General features: G+C 66.5%; 19 protein-coding genes. 8 read left to right on the top strand and 11 right to left on the bottom strand.

From position 1 onward, the window contains the following. The first annotated feature begins 46 nt into the window (after positions 1–46). Genes G6N77_RS06935 through xerD form a run of 3 tightly spaced genes read left to right on the top strand, consistent with a single transcriptional unit; the run spans position 47 to position 3,368 of the window. The gene (locus G6N77_RS06935; protein ID WP_165181290.1) at positions 47–1,753 is read left to right on the top strand and encodes a CTP synthase; all 1,707 of its coding nucleotides are present in this window, start codon (positions 47–49) and stop codon (positions 1,751–1,753) included. Then, complete coding sequence (locus tag G6N77_RS06930) at positions 1,753–2,397, top strand: NUDIX domain-containing protein (protein ID WP_165181289.1); 645 nt, start codon at positions 1,753–1,755, stop codon at positions 2,395–2,397. The genes G6N77_RS06935 and G6N77_RS06930 overlap by 1 nt, the downstream gene beginning before the upstream one ends. Beyond that, entirely contained in the window at positions 2,364–3,368 is a 1,005-nt protein-coding gene (gene xerD / locus G6N77_RS06925; RefSeq protein ID WP_370875197.1) for a site-specific tyrosine recombinase XerD, read from the top strand. Before G6N77_RS06930 ends, xerD begins: the two co-directional genes overlap by 34 nt. Here xerD and G6N77_RS06920 read toward each other — a convergent pair whose 3' ends face one another. Further along, complete coding sequence (locus G6N77_RS06920; RefSeq protein WP_165181288.1) at positions 3,369–3,848, bottom strand: COG4315 family predicted lipoprotein; 480 nt, start codon at positions 3,846–3,848, stop codon at positions 3,369–3,371. 173 nt (positions 3,849–4,021) lie between these two features. Here G6N77_RS06920 and G6N77_RS06915 point away from each other — a divergent pair, with 173 nt between their 5' ends. From G6N77_RS06915 to G6N77_RS06905, 3 genes are read left to right on the top strand one after another with little or no spacing between them, the layout of a single operon-like run. Then, positions 4,022–4,522, top strand: coding sequence for a sigma-70 family RNA polymerase sigma factor (locus G6N77_RS06915; protein ID WP_165181287.1), 501 nt, complete (start codon positions 4,022–4,024; stop codon positions 4,520–4,522). Continuing rightward, positions 4,519–5,214, top strand: a complete 696-nt coding sequence (locus G6N77_RS06910) for a zf-HC2 domain-containing protein (RefSeq protein ID WP_165181286.1) — start codon at positions 4,519–4,521, stop codon at positions 5,212–5,214. The genes G6N77_RS06915 and G6N77_RS06910 overlap by 4 nt, the downstream gene beginning before the upstream one ends. Positions 5,215–5,239: 25 nt before the next feature. After that, positions 5,240–5,725, top strand: coding sequence for an 8-oxo-dGTP diphosphatase (locus tag G6N77_RS06905; RefSeq protein WP_165181285.1), 486 nt, complete (start codon positions 5,240–5,242; stop codon positions 5,723–5,725). A 13-nt stretch (positions 5,726–5,738) separates the two neighbouring features. Here the strand turns inward: G6N77_RS06905 and G6N77_RS06900 are convergent, their stop codons facing one another. The 5 genes from G6N77_RS06900 to G6N77_RS06880 are packed head-to-tail and all read right to left on the bottom strand — an operon-like array spanning position 5,739 to position 10,455. Then, positions 5,739–6,068, bottom strand: a complete 330-nt coding sequence (locus tag G6N77_RS06900; protein ID WP_165181284.1) for a cupin domain-containing protein — start codon at positions 6,066–6,068, stop codon at positions 5,739–5,741. Between the two features lie 55 nt (positions 6,069–6,123). Further along, positions 6,124–7,263, bottom strand: a complete 1,140-nt coding sequence (locus G6N77_RS06895) for a bifunctional 2-methylcitrate synthase/citrate synthase (protein WP_165181283.1) — start codon at positions 7,261–7,263, stop codon at positions 6,124–6,126. A 35-nt stretch (positions 7,264–7,298) separates the two neighbouring features. Continuing rightward, on the bottom strand, positions 7,299–8,228 hold the full coding sequence (prpB, locus tag G6N77_RS06890) for a methylisocitrate lyase (protein ID WP_165181282.1): 930 nt from the start codon (positions 8,226–8,228) through the stop codon (positions 7,299–7,301). A 1-nt stretch (position 8,229) separates the two neighbouring features. Next, positions 8,230–9,750, bottom strand: a complete 1,521-nt coding sequence (locus tag G6N77_RS06885) for an MmgE/PrpD family protein (RefSeq protein ID WP_165181281.1) — start codon at positions 9,748–9,750, stop codon at positions 8,230–8,232. A 60-nt stretch (positions 9,751–9,810) separates the two neighbouring features. Continuing rightward, positions 9,811–10,455 carry a GntR family transcriptional regulator gene (locus tag G6N77_RS06880; protein WP_165181280.1) on the bottom strand — a complete coding sequence of 215 codons (645 nt, stop codon included), beginning with the start codon at positions 10,453–10,455 and terminating at the stop codon, positions 9,811–9,813. A 220-nt stretch (positions 10,456–10,675) separates the two neighbouring features. Here G6N77_RS06880 and G6N77_RS06875 point away from each other — a divergent pair, with 220 nt between their 5' ends. Beyond that, complete coding sequence (locus tag G6N77_RS06875) at positions 10,676–12,574, top strand: AMP-binding protein (protein WP_165181279.1); 1,899 nt, start codon at positions 10,676–10,678, stop codon at positions 12,572–12,574. 48 nt (positions 12,575–12,622) lie between these two features. On the opposite strand, the gene G6N77_RS06870 is transcribed toward G6N77_RS06875, so the two are convergent. The 3 genes from G6N77_RS06870 to G6N77_RS06860 all read right to left on the bottom strand — a co-directional run bounded on the left by G6N77_RS06870 (position 12,623) and on the right by G6N77_RS06860 (position 16,213). After that, entirely contained in the window at positions 12,623–13,567 is a 945-nt protein-coding gene (locus G6N77_RS06870) for a DUF559 domain-containing protein (RefSeq protein ID WP_165181278.1), read from the bottom strand. A 223-nt stretch (positions 13,568–13,790) separates the two neighbouring features. Next, complete coding sequence (locus tag G6N77_RS06865; protein ID WP_165181277.1) at positions 13,791–14,495, bottom strand: response regulator; 705 nt, start codon at positions 14,493–14,495, stop codon at positions 13,791–13,793. Beyond that, on the bottom strand, positions 14,492–16,213 hold the full coding sequence (locus G6N77_RS06860; RefSeq protein WP_165181276.1) for a sensor histidine kinase: 1,722 nt from the start codon (positions 16,211–16,213) through the stop codon (positions 14,492–14,494). Before G6N77_RS06860 ends, G6N77_RS06865 begins: the two co-directional genes overlap by 4 nt. Before the next feature lie 129 nt (positions 16,214–16,342). Here G6N77_RS06860 and G6N77_RS06855 point away from each other — a divergent pair, with 129 nt between their 5' ends. Next, entirely contained in the window at positions 16,343–17,704 is a 1,362-nt protein-coding gene (locus G6N77_RS06855; RefSeq protein ID WP_205678069.1) for a cation:dicarboxylate symporter family transporter, read from the top strand. 89 nt (positions 17,705–17,793) lie between these two features. Here G6N77_RS06855 and G6N77_RS06850 read toward each other — a convergent pair whose 3' ends face one another. Together G6N77_RS06850 and G6N77_RS06845 are read right to left on the bottom strand one after the other, a co-directional pair. Beyond that, on the bottom strand, positions 17,794–19,467 hold the full coding sequence (locus tag G6N77_RS06850; protein WP_165181275.1) for a DUF6297 family protein: 1,674 nt from the start codon (positions 19,465–19,467) through the stop codon (positions 17,794–17,796). Between the two features lie 6 nt (positions 19,468–19,473). Beyond that, a complete protein-coding gene (locus tag G6N77_RS06845; protein WP_165181274.1) occupies positions 19,474–20,208 on the bottom strand; it encodes an ABC transporter ATP-binding protein in 735 nt (244 codons plus the stop codon). Positions 20,209–20,374: the final 166 nt, after the last annotated feature.

Here is a 20,374-nt window from a genome sequence, read left to right as displayed (position 1 = left end):
TGGCACGAACGTGGCAGGCACCGGCGAACCATTATTGGCTCATTAGATGATAGGCTCGAATTCCGTGGTGCAACGATCAAATTCCCGGTTCAGTGGTCAGTCCAAGACGACCAAACACATCTTCGTCACCGGCGGTGTCGCGTCCTCGCTTGGTAAGGGGCTGACGGCTTCGAGCCTCGGCCACCTGCTGCGGGCCCGCGGCCTGTCGGTCACAATGCAAAAGCTCGATCCCTACCTCAACGTGGATCCGGGCACAATGAATCCCTTCCAGCACGGTGAAGTTTTTGTCACCGACGACGGCGCCGAAACCGACCTCGACATTGGCCACTACGAGCGCTTCCTGGATGAAAACCTCGAAGGCTCCGCCAACGTCACCACGGGCCAGGTGTACTCGACAGTCATCGCCAAGGAACGCCGCGGCGAGTACCTGGGCGACACTGTCCAGGTCATCCCGCACATCACCGACGAGATCAAGCGGCGCATGCGCCTGCCAGCCGAAGGTGCAAACGCCCCCGACGTGATCATCACCGAAATTGGCGGCACCGTGGGCGACATTGAATCCCAGCCCTTCCTCGAATCCGCGCGTCAGGTGCGCCAGGACGTGGGCCGCAAGAACGTGTTCTTTGCCCACGTTTCACTGGTGCCCTACATTGGCCCGTCCCAGGAACTGAAGACCAAGCCCACCCAGCACTCCGTTGCCGCGCTGCGCTCCCTGGGCATCCAGCCCGATGCCATCATCCTGCGCTCGGACCGTGTCCTCCCGGACGCCATGCATGCCAAGATCGGCCGCGCGTGCGACGTTGACGTGGAAGCCGTCATTGGCTGCCCGGACGCCCCCAGCATCTATGAAATCCCCAAGACTCTGCATGCGCAGGGCCTGGACTCGTACATTGTCCGCGCCCTGGACCTGCCCTTCAAGGACGTGGACTGGACCAAGTGGGACCAGCTCCTGGAAGTGGTCCACAACCCCGCCCACCACATTGAAATTGCGCTGGTCGGCAAGTACATCGACCTGCCGGACGCCTACCTGTCCGTGACCGAGGCGCTGCGCGCCGGCGGCTTCGCCAACAGCACCAAGGTCAAGATCCGCTGGGTGCCCTCCGACGACTGCGCCACGGAAGCCGGGGCCATCAAGGCTCTTTCCGACGTGGACGGCATCTGCGTCCCCGGCGGATTTGGCATTCGCGGGCTCGAAGGCAAGCTTGGCGCCTTGAAGTACGCCCGCGAAAACCAGCTCCCCACCCTGGGCCTGTGCCTGGGGCTGCAGTGCATGGTCATTGAATACGCCCGCGACGTGGTGGGGCTGCAGGGGGCGTCGTCGTCGGAATTTGACGACAACCCCAAGTACCCCGTCATCGCCACGATGGAGGAACAGCTGGACATTGTGGACGGCAAGGGCGACCTCGGCGGGACAATGCGCCTGGGCCTCTACCCGGCCGTGCTGCAGGAAGGCTCCGTGGTGGCCGAAACCTATGGCCGGACGGATGTGGCCGAACGCCACCGCCACCGCTATGAGGTCAACAACAAGTACCGGGAACAGATTGCCGCCGCCGGGCTGGTGTTCTCCGGCACGTCCCCCGACGGCAAGCTCGTGGAGTATGTCGAGCTCCCGCGCGACGTGCACCCGTACTATGTATCCACGCAGGCCCACCCCGAACTGAGCTCGCGCCCCACCCGGCCGCACCCGCTTTTTGCCGGGCTGGTGGCCGCAGCGCTGGAGCGCCAGAACGCCACCCGGCTGCTGGAGGTCTAGTGGCCGGCGGACCGGTGGCTGATTCCGTCAGCCACCGCACACTGCAGTCATCGGCAACGGTATACCAGGGGCGCATTTGGGACGTCGTCTCGGATACTTTTTCGCTGACACCGGACTCCCAGCCGCTGACCCGGGACTACATTGCCCACCCGGGCGCAGTGGCCGTGGTGGTGCTCAATGACGAGCAGGAGGTGCTCCTGCTGCGCCAGTACCGGCACCCCGTGCAAATGGACCTGTGGGAAATTCCCGCCGGCCTGCTGGACGTTGAGGGCGAGGACTTTGTGGTGGGGGCGGCCCGGGAACTTGCCGAGGAAGCGGACCTGGTGGCTGCCGACTGGCATGTCCTGGCGGACTTTTTCAACTCTCCCGGTTCCTCCAGCGAGGCCATCCGCATCTACCTGGCCCGCTCCGTTTCCTGGATTCCGGAAGCCGAACGGCACGTGCGCACGGAGGAGGAGTCCGAAATCCGGTTCCGCTGGGTGGACCTGGACGACGCCGCCGCCGCGGTACTGGAGGGGCGCATCCACAACCCGTCCGCCGTCGTCGGCATTTTGGCGGCGGCCACGGCCGCACGTGACGGCTTCGCCAGCCTCCGCCCGGCCTCGGCGCCGTGGCCGGCGCATCCGGGCCAGCGCAAGCAGTGACCGCCGGGGGCGCCGGCGCACCGGCTTCCCCCGGCGGGCTGGGGCGCGCCGTCGAGGACTACCTCCAGCACGTTGGCGTGGAGCGTGGCCTGGCTGCCAACACCCTCCAGGCCTACCGGCGCGACCTGCTGCGCTACAGGCGCTTCCTTGACGCCGAACACGTCACGTCGCCGGGGGAGGTGACGCGGCACCATGTCAGCGCCTTCGCCCAGGCCCTGTCCGACGGCGCCGACGGCGGATCCGCGCTGGGCCTGCGGTCCGCGGCGCGCACCATCGTGGCCGTGCGCGGGCTTCACAAGTTCTGGGCCCTGGAAGGACTCAGCAACGCGGATCCCGCCGCCGACGTGCATCCTCCCATGCCCGGGCGCAGGCTGCCCAAGGCCATCAGCGTGGCTGATGTGGCCAGCATCCTGGAAGCGGCGGGCTCCGACACGCCTGCGGGACTGCGGGATTCGGCCATGCTGGAATTCCTGTATTCCACCGGCGCCCGCATCAGCGAGGCGGTGGGGCTGGACGTGGACGACCTGGTCCTGGCCCCGCCGGGCGACGGCGGGCCCTCCCTGGTCAGGTTGTTCGGCAAGGGTTCCAAGGAGCGCCTGGTGCCCATCGGCTCCTACGCCCTGCGCGCCCTGGAGGCGTACCTGGTGCGAGGGCGCAGCTCCCTTGCCGGGAAGGGCAAGGGAACGCCGGCCCTGTTCCTGAACACCCGCGGCGGGCGGATCAGCCGGCAAAGCGTGTGGACCATTCTCAAGGCGGCGGCGGAAAAGGCCGGAGTCACGGCGGATGTGTCCCCCCACACCCTGCGCCACTCCTTCGCCACGCACCTGCTGGAAGGCGGTGCCGATGTCCGCGTGGTCCAGGAACTGCTGGGCCACGCGTCCGTGACCACCACTCAGGTCTACACCTTGGTCACGGCCGAGACGCTGCGCGAGGTATATGCCGCCGCGCACCCCCGGGCGCTGCTGTCCTGACTACCCGGCGGCGGTGACCTTTTCCCCGGCCGGGTTCACTGCCCACCACACATTCTTGACGCCCTGGCCCTTCGCGTCGCCGGGACCCGCATCCTTGGAAAACAGGTACAACGGCATCCCGTTAAGCGTGAGCTGCTTCTTTCCTGACGCCGTCGTGATGACACCGGCAGTCCCTGTGACGCCGTCGAGCACGGGTGTGCCCTGGCCGGCTGCCACCGGCGCCCACAGGTCCTGGCAGGGGCCACTGCACGAGCTTTTGCCGGAACCCTTGATGTCCTTGTCGAAGACGTAGACCGTCATTCCCTGGCCGTTGACCACAATGTCTCCAGGGGCCTTGGCAGCGGTTTTCAGGTCCGCCGGCGCGGTAATGTTGGCGGGGGAACTGGCAGCCGGCGGGGCGGCGGTTGGGGTGCTGCACGCTGTCAGGGCCAGGGCGGCCAGTGAAATCGAGGCCAGTGCTGCGGTTAAGTGCTTCTTCATGAAATCTCGTTTCTCGTCTGTGCGGCGGGGATGCGCCGTCGTGCGGTAAGACGACACGGGGCCGAAGAATGGTTCACCCAGTGCGGGTATTGCTCCGCATTGAACCATTGCCGGCAATTGGGCGTCTTGGCAGGTAGCTGTGTTTGTATTCGACAACGATGTCAGGGGCCTTCATGCCATTGGATGAACAGACGGTCGCAGAGATCTACCGGGACCATGCCCCGGCGCTGCGCCGATTCGCCATGGGGATGTCGGCAACTCCTGCCCAGGCCGAGGACGTTGTGCAGGAAACGATCCTGCGCATCTGGCAACAGAATCCGAGGATCACCACAAGCATGCGCAGCTACCTTTTTAGGACGGCCCGCAACATCATTATCGACAATTTCCGCCGGCAGCAGCGCCGTCCGCAGCAGGCGCAGTCCGGGGAGCCCGAGCAGCTGGCGGCCACGGTGGGGCATGTGGACGGATTGCTGACAAAGGTTTTGATGGAAGAAGCCCTTGCCAGGCTCAGTGCCGAACACCGCGATGTCATTGTCGCCCTGCATTACCGGCGCTGCACGGCCCTTGAGGCTGCCGGCCAGCTCCAGATCCCCGTGGGCACCGTGAAGTCGCGGGCGTTCTACGCGCTCAAGTCGCTGAGGGGCATTCTTGATGAGATGGGAGTGGCACCATGACACTTGGCCCGGACAACCACGCGGCCGTTCATCACCTGGTCGGCGCCTATGTGCTCGGCGGACTGGACAGCCGGGAACGCGAGCAGTTCGAACAACACTTGGTGATGTGCCGGCTGTGCGCGGATGAGCTTTCGTCCCTCCATGGACTGTCAGGGCTCCTTGGTGCCGTGCCGCTGGAGGATGTTCTCGCCATCGGTGCGGCCCGACAGCCCGACGTCGCGGGAGCGTTGGATGGGGCCGGCGGCGGCGTGGGCCCATTGATGGCAAAGCTGGCCAGCCGCCGCCGGAAATCCCGATGGCGCGCCACGGCGCTGATGTCGGGTGCCGCGGCCGCCTGCCTGGCCATCGGATTCCTGGCAGGTACGGCAGGCACGTCGCCGGCCAGTCCTGAGGTGAGTTACGTTGCCGGCGCCGGCTCGGGCCCACAGGTACGGCTGGGCCTGGTCAAGAAAGCCTGGGGAACGGAGCTTGCCCTGTCCGGCAATGGCCTGCCCGTGAAGGGGATCCTGTCCCTTTGGGTAGAGGACAGGTCCGGCAGCATTGACCGGGCCGCAAGCTGGAGTGCCACGCCCCGGGGGCAGGCCGAGGTTGTCGGGGCGACACCTGTGTCAGTTGAGCAGTTGGCGCGTGCGGAGATCCGGGACTCCAGTGGAAAAATCATCGCTGTCCTGGCCCCGGCGGCCAAAAATTAGCGCCCCCGGAGCTTAGGCTGGAGTCATGACTGCTGCCGCCGTGACCCTGTGCTTCCTGCTCCGAACGGTCGACGGCGAAGCCCAAGTGCTGCTCGGATGGAAGAAGACGGGCTTCGGCACGGGCAAGGTGGTGGGGATCGGCGGCCATGTGGAAGCCGGTGAAACCACGGCCCAGGCCATCTGCCGTGAGGTGATGGAGGAATCCGGCATCACGGTGCTTCAGGGGGACCTGATTCCGGCCGGGACCGTTGATTTTGTCTTCCCCGCCCGGCCGGACTGGGACATGGCCACCATGGTCTACCTCTGCCGGACGTTTAGCGGAGACGCCCGGGAAAGCGAGGAAATTGCCCCGCACTGGTACCCCGAAAAGCGCCTGCCGGAGGAGCAGATGTGGGCCGACGCCGTCCACTGGCTGCCGGCGTTTCTGGCGGGGGAGCGGGCCGACTGGCGCATTGTCATGAATCCGGACAACGAGACCGTGGCCTCCAGCACCCGCACCCTCCGGACTTAGGAAACGGCGGTGGTCAGGGCTTGGCGACCGTCAGCAAAAACGTCGAATCTTCCAGCGCCTTCACGGAGTGGCGGGTATTGGGCACCACCAGGTGGTCTCCCGAGGATCCTTCCCACGACACCTCCCCGGTAGCCAGCAACACGCGGCCGCTGAGCACCTGGATGGTGGCCTCGCCGGGATTGTCGTGGTCGTCCAGCATGGAGCCGGCGGTCAGCGCCACCACGGTCTGGCGCAGCACGCGCTCATGGCCCCCGTAAACCGTCCGGGCACTGCGTCCGTTGGTGCCGCCCTTGGCAGTTGCCAGCAGCTCACGGGCCAATGCCGTCAGTGATGATTTTTCCACGATGCTCCTTCGGGTGCGGGCCTACGGTGACCCTTCCCACCCTACTCCGCCGCGGTCAGCCCAGGTGCCTTTCATCCACTCCGTTGTAGGCGCTGAGCGGGCGAATGAGGGCGTTGGCGGCGCGCTGTTCCATGATGTGTGCCGTCCAGCCCGTAATGCGGGAGGCGATGAAGATGGGGGTGAACATGTCGGTGTCGAATCCCATGAGGTGGTAGGTGGGCCCTGCGGGGTAGTCGAGGTTGGGCTTGATGGCCTTGGCCTCCTGCATTGCCTGCTCCAGCCCGTCGTACAGGCCCAGCATTTCCGGCCGGTCAAAGTAGGCGATCATTTTGTCCAGCGCACCCTTCATGGTGGGGACGCGGGAGTCGCCGTTCTTGTACACCCGGTGGCCAAAGCCCATGACCTTCTTCTTCTTGGCCAGCGCGTCCTCCATCCAGGCCTTGGCGCGTGCGGCGGCCTCCTCCCGGGTCTCCTCCTTGCGGATGCCGATTTCGTCAAAGGTGTGCATGACGGCCTCGTTGGCGCCCCCGTGCAGCGGGCCCTTCAACGCGCCAATGGCCCCGGTGACGGCTGAATGCAGGTCGGAGAGCGTGGAGGTGATGACCCGGGCCGTAAACGTGGACGCGTTGAAGGAGTGTTCCGCGTAAAGGACCATGGACACCCGGAAGGCGTCCACCACTTCGGGTGCCGCTTCCTCGCCAAAGGCCATCCACAGGAAGTTTTGCGAGTAGTCCAGGTCATCCCGGGGTGCCACCGGGGCCAGGGAACGACGGCGGCGCTGGTCGTAGGCAACCACTGCCGGGAAGTGCGCGAAGAGCGACTTGGCCTTTTCCAGTTCCGCCTCGGGTGAGGAGTCCTCGGCCAGGGCATGGTTGGCACCCAGCACGGAGACGGCAGTGCGTCCCACATCCATGGGGTGGCAGTCCAGCGGCAGCAGGTCGATGGCTGCCTTGACGTTGGCGTCCAGTGCACGGTTGGCCCGTTCAAACGCCTCAAAGACCGTCAGTTCCTCCTCGGAGGGCAGCTCGCCGGTCCACAGCAGCAGCGCCACCTCCTCGAAAGACTTGGCGGCGGCCAGCTCCTGCACAGGGTAGCCGCGGTACAGCAGGGAATTGGATTCCGGGTTGACCTTGGAAATTGCCGTGTAGTCTGCCACGACACCGGCAAGGCCCTTGCGTACGTCTTCGTCACTCACAGTGGGTGCTCCTTCTTGATAAAAAGACTTGCTGCCTATAGGTTCGCGTTGTTGCTGGTGATGTCCAGGCCCGGGACCTGGAAATTAAAGATGCCCGTATCAAATTGGTTATACGCTTCGTAGTCAACCAATTCATAGAGCCGGGCCCGAGTCAACATCTCCGGCACCGCCGCCTTCTGCGTGCCGTCCGCCGAAATGGCGTCCAACACGCGTTCGGCGGCCCCCATGGCGCTGCGCAGCAGGGTCACCGGGTAGATGACCATGGCCACCCCGGCGGCCGCGAGGTCATCCCGGGTGAACAAGTCGCTCTTGCCGAACTCCGTCATGTTCGCAAGCACCGGCACATTGACTGCCTTGCAGACGGCCTCGAATTCGGCAACATCCTTCATGGCTTCCGGGAAGATGGCGTCGGCCCCGGCGTCGACCAGGGCCTTGGCCCGGTCAATCGCGGCAGCCAGGCCCTCCACGGCCCGCAGGTCGGTGCGGGCCATGACCAGGAAGTTCGGGTCGCGCCGGGCATCCGCGGCGGCGGCAATGCGCTTGACCGCCGTGTCCAGGTCCACCATGTTCTTGCCGTCCAGGTGGCCGCAGCGCTTGGGGTTGAACTGGTCCTCGATGTGGCAGCCGGCCAGGCCCGCGCTCTCAAGCTCCTGGATGGTGCGTGCCACGTTCATGGGCTCACCGAAGCCGGTGTCGGCGTCGATCAGGCACGGCAGGTCCGTCATGCGGGCAATCTGCCCGCCCCGGGCCGCGACCTCGGTCAGGGTGGTCATGCCGATGTCCGGCAGGCCCAGGTCATTGGCGAGGACCGCGCCGGAGATGTAGACGCCGTCGAACTTCTTTTCCTCGATGAGGCGCGCCGACAGCGGGTTGAAGGCGCCAGGGAATTGGCGGGCCGCCCCGGGAACCAGCATCTCGCGCAGCTCCCGGCGCTTCTGCTCGGGGGTTTTCTTGGAGTACAGCATGTTAGAAGAGTCCCTTGGGTGCGTTGGCGGGATCGACGACGCCGGGCGCCGCGGTGATGTTGAGCTGGTCCAGTTCCCCGGCGGCCAGGTTGACAAGATTTTCCGCTGCCGCGATGAAGCGGTTGATCTCGGCTTCCTCCACCAGGCCTGTGGCCAGGGTGCGGAACTTGTTGATGTACTGCTCACGGGCAAACGGGCGGGCACCGAGCGGATGCGCGTCAGCCACGGCGATCGACTCGGTGATGACCGTGCCGTCATTCAGCGTGATCTCAACGGTTCCGCCGAAAGCCTTCTCGGCGATGTCCAGGGAGTGGTAGCGGCGCGTCCACTCAGCATCCTCTTCCGTGGTGACCTTGTGCCACAGCTCCACGGTGTCGGGGCGGCCGGCGCGCTCGGGGGAGTAGGAATCCACGTGGTGCCAGGAGCCGTCCTGCAGGGCTACCGTGAAGATGTACGGGATGGAGTGGTCAAGGGTTTCACGCGAGGCGGTGGGGCTGTACTTCTGGGGGTCATTTGCCCCTGAGCCGATCACAAAGTGTGTGTGGTGGCTGGTCTTGATCAACACCGATTTCACATTGGCCGGGTCGGTGGCCTCCGGGTGCTCGCCGTGGAGCTTGCGGGCCAGGTCGATCCAGGCCTGTGCCTGGTATTCGGCTGAATGTTCCTTCGTGTACGTGTCCAGGATGGCGCGCTTGGCTTCGCCGTCGGCCGGCAGCGGCACCGTGTACTGGGCGCCCGGGCCGTCCAGCAGCCAGGCGATGACGCCGTCCTCCCCTTCATAGATCGGCACGGGGGAGGTCTGGCCGCGCATGGCACGGTCGGCCGCTTCCACGGCCATCTTGCCGGCGAATGCCGGTGCGTGCGCCTTCCAGGTGGAGATTTCGCCCTTGCGGGACTGGCGGGTGGCCGTGGTGGTGTGCAGGCCCTGGCCCACGGCCTGGAAAATGGTCTCCACGTCCAGGCCCAGCAGGGTGCCGATGCCGGCGGCTGCGGAGGGGCCGAGGTGCGCCACGTGGTCGATCTTGTGTTCGTGCAGGCAGATGGACTTGACCAGGTCCACCTGGACCTCATAGCCGGTGGCGATCCCGCGGATAAGGTCCGCGCCGGAGGCGCCGGTGTGCTGGGCGACGGCGAGGATGGGCGGGATGTTGTCGCCGGGGTGCGAGTACTCGGCAGCAAGGAAGGTGTCATGGTAGTCAAGCTCGCGCACGGCCACGCCGTTGGCCCACGCGGCCCATTCGGGTGAGACCTTTTCGGTGATGCCAAAGACGTTCGATCCCGAGCCGCCGGTGGACGGTGCGTGGCTGAGGGCCTGGGCCCGGGCGGCGACGATGGGCCCGCGGTTCAGGGACGCAATGGCCACGGAGGCGTTGTCGATGATCCGGTTGATGATCATCTCGGTGACCTCGCCGGTGACGGCCACCGGGTCAGCGGCCACCTTGGCGATCTTGTAGGCGAGCTGGTTCTCGCGGGGGAGGTTTTCTTCACTCTTGTAGACGCGGACGTTGTGCTGGACAACCATGGGAATTCCTTTTCAGTCAGGGGGCTGGATGTGGTGGTGGTTTTCGGGTGCTGGGGCAGCTCAGGAGGGTGCCGCGCCGCCCTGAAGCAGGTGGCGGAGGCTGTTGTCGAGGTGGACGGTGGTGGCGGCGCTGGCCACGGCGGCATTGCCGTTGGCGATCGCGAAGGCGATGTCCGCGTGCTCCCGGGCGGCCTCGCGCAGGCGTGCGGGGTTGTCCTTGGACAGACGGCGCACCCGGACCAGGTGGACGCGCAGGCTTTTCAGGGCCTGGGCCAGGTAGTGGTTTCCGGCGGCGTCGTCGATGGCTGTGTCCAGCTCGCCGGCCAGCCGGTAGTAGTCCCGCCGGGCGGGGTCCTGCTCGGTGATGAGGCGCCCGGCATTCCCCAGCTGGCGGTGCAGTTCAAGGAAGACGGCGGGGTCGCGGTTCCGGGCCGCCAGTTCGGCGGCGCGGCATTCCAGGGCGGAGCGCAGTTCAAACAGCTCGTCGACGTGGTCAAGGGAAATCCCGCTGACCACCGTGCCGCGGCCGCTTTGGGGTTCGGCCAGCCCCTCGGCCGTCAGGCGTGCAAGCGCCTCCCTGACGGGCGTCCGGGAGACGCCAAGGCGGGCGGACAGTTCCACCTCGGCCAGCACCGTCCCCGGGGGCAGGCGCCAATCAACAATGTCGCCACGAAGGGTGGTGTAGGCCTTCTCACTTGCCCGCATGAGCCCCTCCTTCCGCCCCCCGGCCGTCATTCCAGACGCTGTGCCTGTTCGTCGCGGCACACGCCGCCACTTCCATCAGTGTATACATAGTTGCCACGATTGCCTAGCAAATTCCGGCAATGAAGCATGTTCGGCCAGTTGTGTATACAAAAGTGCTTGCTTTGCCCCGCCCCGGCCCGTTAGCATGACAGACATCACATCAGCGAAGATGGAGGTCCCCATGTCCCAGCACGGCCGGAAATACAGCGATGAATACCAGCGCAGCCTGGCAGACCGGGAAGGATTCTGGCTCGACGCCGCCCGTTCCGTGGACTGGTCCGTTGAGCCCGCCCGGGCCTACAGCGACGCGGATGCGCCCATCAGCCGCTGGTTCCCCGACGGCGAACTCAACACGGCCTACAACGCACTGGACCGCCACGTCGCCGCCGGCCGCGGCGGCCAGCCGGCGCTCATCCACGACTCCGCCATGCTGGGGCGCACCACCACCTACACCTATGCCCAGCTCACTGAACGGGTGGCGCGCTTTGCAGGGGTGCTCCGTGCTCAGGGGGTGGGCAAGGGGGACCGGGTGGTCATCTACCTGCCCATGATTCCCGAGGCCGCCGTCGCCATGCTGGCCACCGCACGGCTGGGCGCCGTCCATTCCGTGGTGTTTGGCGGCTTTGCGGCCAACGAACTGGCCGCGCGCATCAAGGACGCTGCCCCGAAGGTTGTTGTGACCACCTCGGGCGGGCTGGAACCCAACCGCCGCGTGGAATACCTGCCCACCGTCCACGAGGCCCTGGCCACGGCCGGCGTTCCGCATCTTCCCGTCATCGTCAAGCACCGCGACGGATTTGCCACGGATCCGGGCACGCTGGCCTGGACCTTTGTGGACTGGGATGGCGCGCTCGCAGGCGCCGAACCCGCCGCCCCGGTGCCTGTGAAGGCGACCGACCCGCTTTACATCCTCTACACCTCCGGAACCACCGGCACGCCCAAGGGGGTGGTCCGCGATAACGGGGGACACGCCGTCGCACTGCTGTGGAGCATGGCCAACCTCTATGACATCCACGCCGGGGACGTGTGGTGGACGGCGTCGGACGTGGGCTGGGTGGTGGGGCATTCCTACATTGTGTACGGGCCGCTGCTGGCCGGCGCCACCACGGTCATGTATGAGGGCAAGCCCGTAGGGACGCCCGACGCCGGCGCGTTTTGGCGGGTCATTGCGGACCATGGCGTCAAGGCCCTGTTCACGGCCCCCACCGCCCTGCGGGCCATCCGCAAGATGGACCCGGAGGCGGGGCTCCTTGCGAAGTACGACGTCGGCCACCTCCAAACGCTGTTCACGGCGGGGGAGCGGCTGGACACGGACACCTTCCACTGGGCATCGCGCGTGCTGGGCATTCCCGTGGTGGACCACTGGTGGCAGACCGAAACCGGCTGGGGCATTGTGGGCAACCCGAGGGGCCTGGAGCCGCTGCCCATCAAGGCGGGCTCGCCCACATTGCCCATGCCGGGATACGAGCTGCAGATAGTGGACGGGATGGGGGTGCCAGTGCCGGCTGGGGAGGAGGGCAACATTGTGCTCCGGCTGCCGCTGCCGCCCGGCACCCTGACCACCTTATGGGGCGACGACCAGCGCTTCGTGGACTCCTACCTCAACGCCTTTGCCGGCTGCTACGCCACGGGTGACTCCGGCTACGTGGATGAAGACGGCTACGTGTTTGTCATGGGACGCACTGACGATGTCATCAATGTGGCCGGCCACCGCCTCTCCACGGGAGCGATTGAGCAGGTGCTGGGCAAGCACCCGGCCGTGGCCGAATGCGCCGTGATCGGCGTGGCGGATTCCCTCAAGGGCCAGAGGGCCGTGGGATACGTGGTGCTCAAGAGCGGCGTGACCATTGACGCCGATGTGCTGCAGGCAGAGCTGGTGGCCCTGGTGCGCAAGGAAATCGGGCCGGTGGCCGACTTTAAGAACTCCACCGTTGTTGAGGCCCTGCCCAAGACCCGCTCGGGGAAGATCCTGCGCAAAACCATGCGCCAGATCGCCGACGGTGAGGCCTACACGGTGCCCTCCACCATTGAGGACCCGTCCGTCATCGACTACCTCCTGCCCGTCCTCCGCCCCCGTTGAGGTTGGAGATCACCACGTCCCACTTCGTTGAGGTTGGAGATGACCACGTCAACGGACCGGCCGGGTCCATCCCCTCGCATAAAGGGCCTTGCGTACCATCGCCACTGCCGCCTTTCCCTCATTGTCGTCGAGCATTTCCTTGGTGATCCTAAGCTGCGTCCAGCCCAACCGGGCCATGAGTTCGTTGCGCGAGCTGTCGACCGCTTGCTGCCTTTCCTCCAGGTGGTGTTCGCCGTCGTACTCGATGGCTATTTTCCAGCCCGGCAACGCCAGGTCCGGCCACGAGACGTGATTTCCCAGGGCATCCTTGACGACATGATTGAGGGTCACTGGCGGGAGGCCCGCACGCTCCAAAAGGAGGCGAAGCTTGGTTTCCGGGGGTGAGTCGGCACCTGACCGTATTAAATCCGCGGCCTCGCGAGCCTTGACGATTCCGCGCCTGCGGAACTCCTCCTTGACCGCTGCCCTTAGCGCTGTCAGTTGCACCATGGCAATGCGTTTTGGGCCGAAAATCCTGTCATGCTCGCAAACAAGAAAGTCGCCGGCCGCGACCAGGTCGTCGAGTTCAATCATGCCGGCCAGGTCCAGCCAGGTGCGTATGGGCGATGTGATTGGCATGCCCTGGAATTGGACCACCTCGCCTGGACGGAACCTCGTGTGGTGTCCAGCGACTCCCGCCCGCCACGGTGGTGCATTCGAGGCATCCCGTGAAATGTGGATCTGAAAGCTGCCGACCAGCCAGGGCGGAAGCGGCATCCCCCACAACAGTGCTGCCGTGCTGTGGCTGATGATTCCACCCGGCGTGAGTTCGATGAGCGGCCTGACCTGGTCGGCGAGGGGCTGCTGGACTCCCCACGGTACTCGAATGCCGCGGCTGGGCGTGTGCAAATTGCGGCTTTCCGTCTGGCGTCGGCTGACACCACAGCCGTCGGACTCGCTTACAGTAAACGATCGTCCGCGCAGCCATTCTGGGAGGGGCTGGGAATTGGTCATTCATCCAGTCTGGCTGGAAGTTGAATTCATTTATTAAGTTATCCACAGGCTGCGCCGAAACGTGGGCAAATCCGCGGAATGGCCGCGTCGGGGAGGTGGTGATCTCGAACTTCGACAGTGAGGGAGGTGGTGATCTCGAACTTCGACGGTGAGGGAGGTGGTGATCTCGAACTTCGACGGTGAGGGAGGTGGTGATCTCGAACTTCGACGGTGGGGGAGGTGGTTATCTCGAACCTCGACGCCAGCGGTATTCCAGCTCCGGCCGGCCGGGGGAGCCGTGGCGCGGGGCCTTCGTGGCAGAGCCGGTTTCGCACAGGTGGTCCAGGTAGCGTCTGGCTGTAACGCGGGACATGGCCAGCCCTGCACCAACCTCAGTGGCTGACGCAGCCGCCGGTGCCGCGCGCAGCCAGTCGGCCACGGCCGACAGCGTCTCGTTGAGCATCCCCTTGGGCAGCGCCAGCTTTCCGCTGGGCCGCAGCTTCGCAAGGGCCCGGTCGATGGCATCCTGCGTGGTGACGGAGCTGTCCGCCAGCGCCGAGTGGTAGCTGCGGTAGCTTTCCAGCTTGTCCCGGAACGCGGCGAACGTGAACGGCTTGATCAGGTACGCGGTGATGCCCAGGGCGATAGCCGAACGCACCACCTGAAGTTCCTGCACGGCCGTAATCGCCACGACGTCGGGAACCAGGCCGAGTCCGTGGATGCGGCGCAGCAGGTCCAGCCCGTGCCCGTCGGTCAGGTTCATGTCCAGCAGCACCAGCTGGATGGCCGGGGTGGCGGGGTCGTTGAGGACGGCCAGCGCTGCGCCCATTCCCCCGGCGGTGGCCGCCACCTCGAAGCCGTCCAGGCGCCGTACGTAGTCGGCATGGGCGGCCAGGGCGATGGGTTCGTCGTCCACCACCAGCACCCGGATGGGCAGGCCGGCGCTCATGCCTGGTCCCCTTTCGAGGCCAGGGCACCGAGAGGCACGACGGCGGTCATGACGGCGCCGCCGTCGTTCTCGGCTGAGAGCGTGCCCCCCAGGGCGGCGGTGGCGCGGCGGATCAGGGCCAGGCCGTAGCCGCGCCCGCCAAGGTCCTGGGACGCCTTCCCCGTGGTGCCGATCCGCCCCAAAACGTCCAGGTCCGTGGTGGGCAGGCCCGGCCCGTTGTCCGCCACGGTGATGGTGAGTTCCCCGTCCGCCACCAGCAGGTCGGCCCACACGGTGGGTGCTTCCGCCCGGCCTGCGGCCGCATCGATGGCGTTGTCCACCAGGTTGCCGAGCAGGGTTACGAGTTCGCGGGCATCGAGGAGTCCCGGCGGCAGCGTGCCTGAACCGCTGAGTTCCAGGGCCACCCCGCGTTCCTGGGCCTGGGCGGACTTTCCCACCAGGAGGGCGGACAGGAAGGGCTCGTCCAGTGTGCCCACAAATTCGCCGCCGAGCCGGACGGTGTCCGAGAGGTCCGCCGTGGCAAAATCCAGGGCCTCCCGCGCGCGGTCCAGTTCGATGAGGGAAATGATGGCGTGGAGCCGGTTCGCGTGTTCGTGGGTTTGGGAACGGAGGGCCTCCACGAGGGTTTGGGTGCTGCTGAGGCTGCCGGCCAGAGCCGTCAGCTCGGTGTGGTCGCGCAGCGTCGCCACGGCCCCCGCCCGGACATTCGTGCCGGGCGCCAGTGCAGGGCGCTGGCTGACCACCAGCAGGCGGTCGCCCGCCACGTGGACTTCGTCGGTGGCACTGCGGCCGCTTCGCAGCAGTTCCTTGAGCGGCTCGGGCAGTGCCAGGCCGTCCAGCTTCGGTCCGGCGTCGGACACCCTCCTGTGCCAGCCCCGCCTGTGTCCGGCCACCTTGTTTCCTGCGCCGTTGTGTCCGGCCCGCCGGGGAGGGGCACCCGCCGTCGTCCTTCCTCCGGGCCCGTCGGTGCCGGCCTCCATGCCCAGCAGCAGGGCGGCGTGGTCGTTGTAAAGCACCAGGGAGCCGCGGGTGTCCACCAGGACCAGGCCCTCGCGGACCGAATGCAGCACGGACTCGTAGTAGGCAAACAGCTGCCCCAGTTCCTCCGCCCCCCAGCCGAGCGTCACCCGCTTGAGGTAGCGTCCCAGCAGCCAGGACGCGAGGGACCCGGCCAGCAGCAGTGCCGCAGCCAGCCCCAGGACGTCGGGCAGCTTGGCGGACACCAGGACCTGGACGTTGCTGACTGTCACGCCGGCGGCCACCATGCCCTTCACGGTCCCCGCCGGGTCCTTGATGGGCACAATCACACGGACGGAGGGGCCGAGGGTACCTGCCGTCGTTTCAAAGTACGTCGCGCCTGCCTGCGCCTGGGCGATGGAGCCCACATACGGCTTGCCGATCTCCGCCGGGTTGGGGTGGGTCCAGCGGATTCCGTGCGGATCCATGACGGTGATGAAGTCGACGCCCGCATCATGCATGACCGCCACGGCGTAGGGCTGCAGGGTGCCGGAGGGGCTGGGGGACTCTGCCGCCGCGAGCACCATGGGGGAGTCGGCCAGGGCGGTGGCGATGGACAGCATGCGCTGGCGGGTCTGGTCATAGGTGCGGGAGCCGGCGTCGACCACCATCACCGACGCCACTCCGGCGGTCAGGAGCAGCACAAAAAGCAGGTTGGCCGTGAACAGCCTGCGCGCAATGCTCCACCTGCGCCAAAACATCAAGTTCCCCTTTGTGCGACCAATATGAACGCAACGGTGAGATAAGTCACTGTGCCGGGCAATCTTATGTGAGGCGGATCGCACGCCGCACCTACCAATGCTAATCACCAAAGATCACAAGGAGTGACAATGAGCTCTCAACGGGGAGGGACAGCCGCCATGGCAAAGCCCGCACGGCGCAAGATGGACAAGACCCACTGGCTGTACGTCGCGGTCATCGCGGCCGTGGTCCTGGGTGCGGCAATCGGCCTGCTGGCCCCCGAGGTGGGGAAGTCGCTCAAGCCGCTGGGCACCATGTTCATCGCCCTCATCAAGATGGTCATCGCCCCCATCATTTTCTGCACCATCGTGCTGGGCGTGGGGTCCATCGCCAAGGCGGCCACCGTGGGCAAGGTGGGCGGGCTGGCGCTGATCTACTTCATGGTGATGTCCACCGTGGCGCTCGCCATCGGCCTGGTGGTCGGCAACATCATCCACCCCGGCGCGGGCCTGCACCTGCAGCCGTACAAGACGGCCGCCGCGTCCGCGGACAACGGCACCGTCAAGTTCCTCCTGGACATGATCCCCGGCGACATCCCCGTGCTCCCCACCCTGGTGCTGGCCCTGCTGGTCGGCTTCGCACTCCAGTCCCTGGGCAAGGCCGGCGAGCCTGTGCTCAATGCCGTCAAGAACATCCAAAAGGTGGTCTTCAAGCTCATGATGATGATCATGTGGGTTGCCCCGGTCGGCGCGTTTGGTGCCATTGCCGCCGTCGTCGGCGCCACCGGCTGGGCCGCGATCGGCTCGATGGCAATCCTCATGGGCGCGTTCTACCTGACCTGCGCGCTGTTCATCGTGGTCATCCTCGGCTCCATCCTGCGTGTGGTCACCGGCCTGAACATCTTCTCCCTGATGCGCTACCTGGCCCGCGAATACCTGCTGATCTTCGCCACGTCCTCCTCCGAGTCCGCCCTGCCGCGACTCATCGCCAAGATGGAACACGTGGGCGTCTCCAAGCCCGTGGTGGGCATCACCGTTCCCACCGGCTACTCCTTCAACCTTGACGGCACCGCCATCTACCTGACCATGAGCTCGCTGTTCATCTCCACCGCCATGGGCATGCCGATGAACCTCGGTGAGCAGATCGGCCTGCTGGTGTTCATGGTGATCGCCTCCAAGGGCGCCGCCGGTGTCACCGGTGCCGGCCTGGCCACCCTTGCCGCGGGCCTGGCCGCCCACAAGCCGATCCTGCTCGACGGCATGGGCGTGATCGTGGGCATCGACAAGTTCATGTCCGAATGCCGCGCCCTCACCAACTTCACCGGCAACGCCGTCGCCGCCCTGCTGGTGGGCAAGTGGACCCACGAGCTCGACGTCGAACAGGCCCGCGCCGTGCTTTCCGGCCGCGCCCCCTTCGACGAGCTGTCCCTGGACATTGACGGACACTCTGCCGGGCATGACGCCGGCGCCCCCGCAGCCCGCGACGACGAGCGGGTTCCCGTCGCGGTGTAGTCCCGTAGCTGCAAGAATGCGGGCGGCCACCTTGGTTGAAAGGTGGCCGCCCGCTTTTTTGTGCTGTGAGGTTCGACGCCGGCGCGCGGCTACTTTTCCACGGGCACCGGGGGCAGCCCGAACAGGCCGCCGGACTTGGCGGACTTGGGCTTGCGCACATGCGTTCCCCAGGCGAAGGCCAGCAGGGTCAGGCCCAGCTGCGCGGGGAATGCCACGAACGGCACGCCGCCTGAAATCAGGCAGATCAGCACGGGCAGCAGGGAGATGAGGGTCAGATCCGGGCCCACCAGGAACGCCCGGACGGCGCCGGTGGGAATGGGGCCGGAAGCGGAGGCGATGGCCGGCATGTTCCAGTCCGGGGCCGGCCGGAAGGCGGCCCGCAGCGTGGCGGCACCCAATGCCGGGCCTGCCAGCACGGCCAGCACCAACAACGACGGCGAACCCACGCCCAGGGCCAGCAGCAGCCCAAAGCACACCGCCGCCCACACCGTCATGCCCACGGCCGGCAGCACGTAGTGCACCCGCCGGACAATTCGCGCCGGCAGCGGCATCAGCATGTCGACGGCGGGATTGCCGTTGGCGAACCGCGCGGTGGCGCCAAGGGATGTCGCGGCGAAGTGGGCGCACAGGTACAGCACCACGGCAATCAGCACGGCGTTGCCCAGGAACTCGACGGCGGCCAGGCTGGCCGGAATGGCGGCCAGCACCAGCACCCGCAACAGGGAAACAGGGGAGCGCAGGGCCATGGTGGCATGGGTGCTCAGGAGTGTCTTGACGCTGCGGGAAAACACCGTCCCGCCATGGAAAACCAGCCGCAGCCGCACCCGTGACGTGCCCGAGGAGGTGCCGCCGCCCAGCGACTTGGACAGCTCGGAGGCATCCATGGACATGAGCGAGCCGGCCACGTAGGCGCCGGCCGCCGCACTGGCCTTCAGCTGCGCCGTGGTGATCCGCTCCAGGTTCCACCAGACGGCGGCCAGCAGCAGCAGGGCAAACAGCACCATGACCAGCGGCCACATGGCGCCCCCGGCCACCAGGAGGGGCCAGCTGGTGGGCAGGTACTCCAGCCAGGCTGTCTGGGCGCCCGTGATGGCGGAGGCGCCGGCGTCGTTGTTGTAAAGGGCCGTGGCCACCAGCGTCAACGGGGCAACCAGCGTCACCACGCCCACCAGGTTTTTGACCCACTTGCCTGAGTTGGTGACCTGGCACCAGGCGGCGATGCCGAACAGGAGCCAGCCCAGCCCGATCCCGCACAGCGTGGCCAGGGCAATCCGGCCCGGCGACGGCTCGGCGGCCATGCCGAGGGCCATCGGCACCACCACCACGACGGCGGCCGCCGCCGGCCAGACCAGCGACTTGAGGAATCCGGGTTGGATGAAGCCGCGGCGCCGGACGGGCAGTCCCAGCCACCAGGCCGTCTGCGGAACAGTCATGGTGATGGGCCCAACGGTCATTTCCACCGCAAGCAGGGCCGCGGCGAGGGTGAGCAGCACCGTGGCGCTGGCCTGCAGGAGCGTGACGGAGTGGAACCCCGGTGCCACGGCGGAGGCGTTGAGCACGGAAACGTGCCCCACCCCCAGGCTGTTGCGCAGCCCCACAATGATGGCGCCGGCCATGGTGAGCAGGGTCAGGCCGCCCAGGACAAAGGTGTAGGCCTCGGAGACCAGTTCCATGATGCCGCCCTCGGTGCGGCTGAGCCCCACCTTGAAGGTGTATTGGCGGATTTCCCTTGCGCTGAAGCGCTGGCTGGTTTGCATTGTCATGGGAATCTATTCCGCGTGCGGGTTTTCGGAGGCGATGGCCGCGGCCGCCTGGGCGGGGGTCATGGGGTGCACGGTGTCGGCGATGAACAGGGCCTTGGTGGCCACCGTGGTCAGGAATTCGGGGTCGTGCGTGACCACCAGGAGGGCCAGGCCGGCGTCGACTTCCGCGCGCAGCCGCGTGGCCAGGCGGTGGCGCATGGCCGTGTCCAGGCGCTGCTCCGGTTCGTCGAGCACCAGAAGGGAGCGGGGCCGAACGAAGGCCGAGGCCAGCAGCATGCGCCGCCGCTGCCCGGAGGAAAGGTTGTAGGGCCGGGACGTGGCCAGGGCCTTGAGGCCGAAGAATTCCAGCTCCGAGGCAATGACCTCCTCCACGTCCTCCACGCCATGCCCGGCTGACACAATGGCCAGGTGTTCCTCCACGGTCAGTGCCGGGAAGAACGCGTCGTCGTCGAACACCACGGCCACTTCCCGGCGGAAATCCAGGGTCCTGTCATCGACTTTGGCGCCATGGATCAGGGCAGTGCCGGAAACCGCCTCCAGCTGGCCCACCACGGTTTTCACCACGGTGGACTTGCCTGCGCCGTTGGGCCCCACGAGGGCCAGGGCCTGCCCCGACTGCAGGCTGAAGCTTGCCACCCCGCACACGGACTTGGTCCCGTAGCCGGCCTGGAGTTTTTCGGCGCGCACCACGTCCTTGCGCTGTGAAGAAGGTTTCTTGGGGGAATTCGTTGCTTTGCTCATCGCTTTGAAGTATATGCGCGGGCGCCAACGTTCAGCCTCAAGTTGAGGGTCAAGGCTCAAATCCAAAGTGGCCAAATGTGCGAAAAATTGCCCCGGCCAACCGGTAACGTAGGGTGTGGCAGCGGTGAACCAGGCTGTACATCAACAAAGCGGCGAAAGTGTGGAC

The sequence above is a fragment of the Arthrobacter silviterrae genome (assembly GCF_011045165.1).
In the GTDB taxonomy this organism is placed as follows: Bacteria; Actinomycetota; Actinomycetes; order Actinomycetales; family Micrococcaceae; genus Specibacter; species Specibacter silviterrae.
This window is presented reverse-complemented; position numbering and strand designations above follow the sequence as displayed.